This is a genomic window from Vibrio sp. HI00D65 (genome assembly GCF_001635455.1).
Taxonomy (GTDB): Bacteria; Pseudomonadota; Gammaproteobacteria; order Enterobacterales; family Vibrionaceae; genus Vibrio.
This window is the reverse complement of record NZ_LWEH01000118.1, coordinates 1-215: the sequence shown is the minus strand read 5'-3', so window position 1 is coordinate 215 and position 215 is coordinate 1. Positions and strand designations below refer to the sequence as shown.

The 215-nt window shown below is 45.1% G+C and carries 1 pseudogene; it reads right to left on the bottom strand.

From position 1 onward, the window contains the following. Positions 1–160: pseudogene (locus tag A3712_RS27365) on the bottom strand (cupin domain-containing protein); the annotation flags it as partial. Positions 161–215: the final 55 nt, after the last annotated feature.

Below are 215 nucleotides of genomic sequence, written 5' to 3'. Positions count from 1 at the left end.
GAACATGTTGACGGCTGCTTTCAGCCACACCAGCACCAATAATACAGAAGTTGTCTTTTAGGTCGCTTCCCGGTGTACGTGCATCAATGAAAGCACTCGTGCCTGGGATAAGCTCCATGTAACGAACGAGATTGTTATTTATTGTAGTTTGTAGAGTCATTCTAAATTCCTTCTTACCTAACCTAGCGGTCTTCCACCATCGACTGCGATGGTGT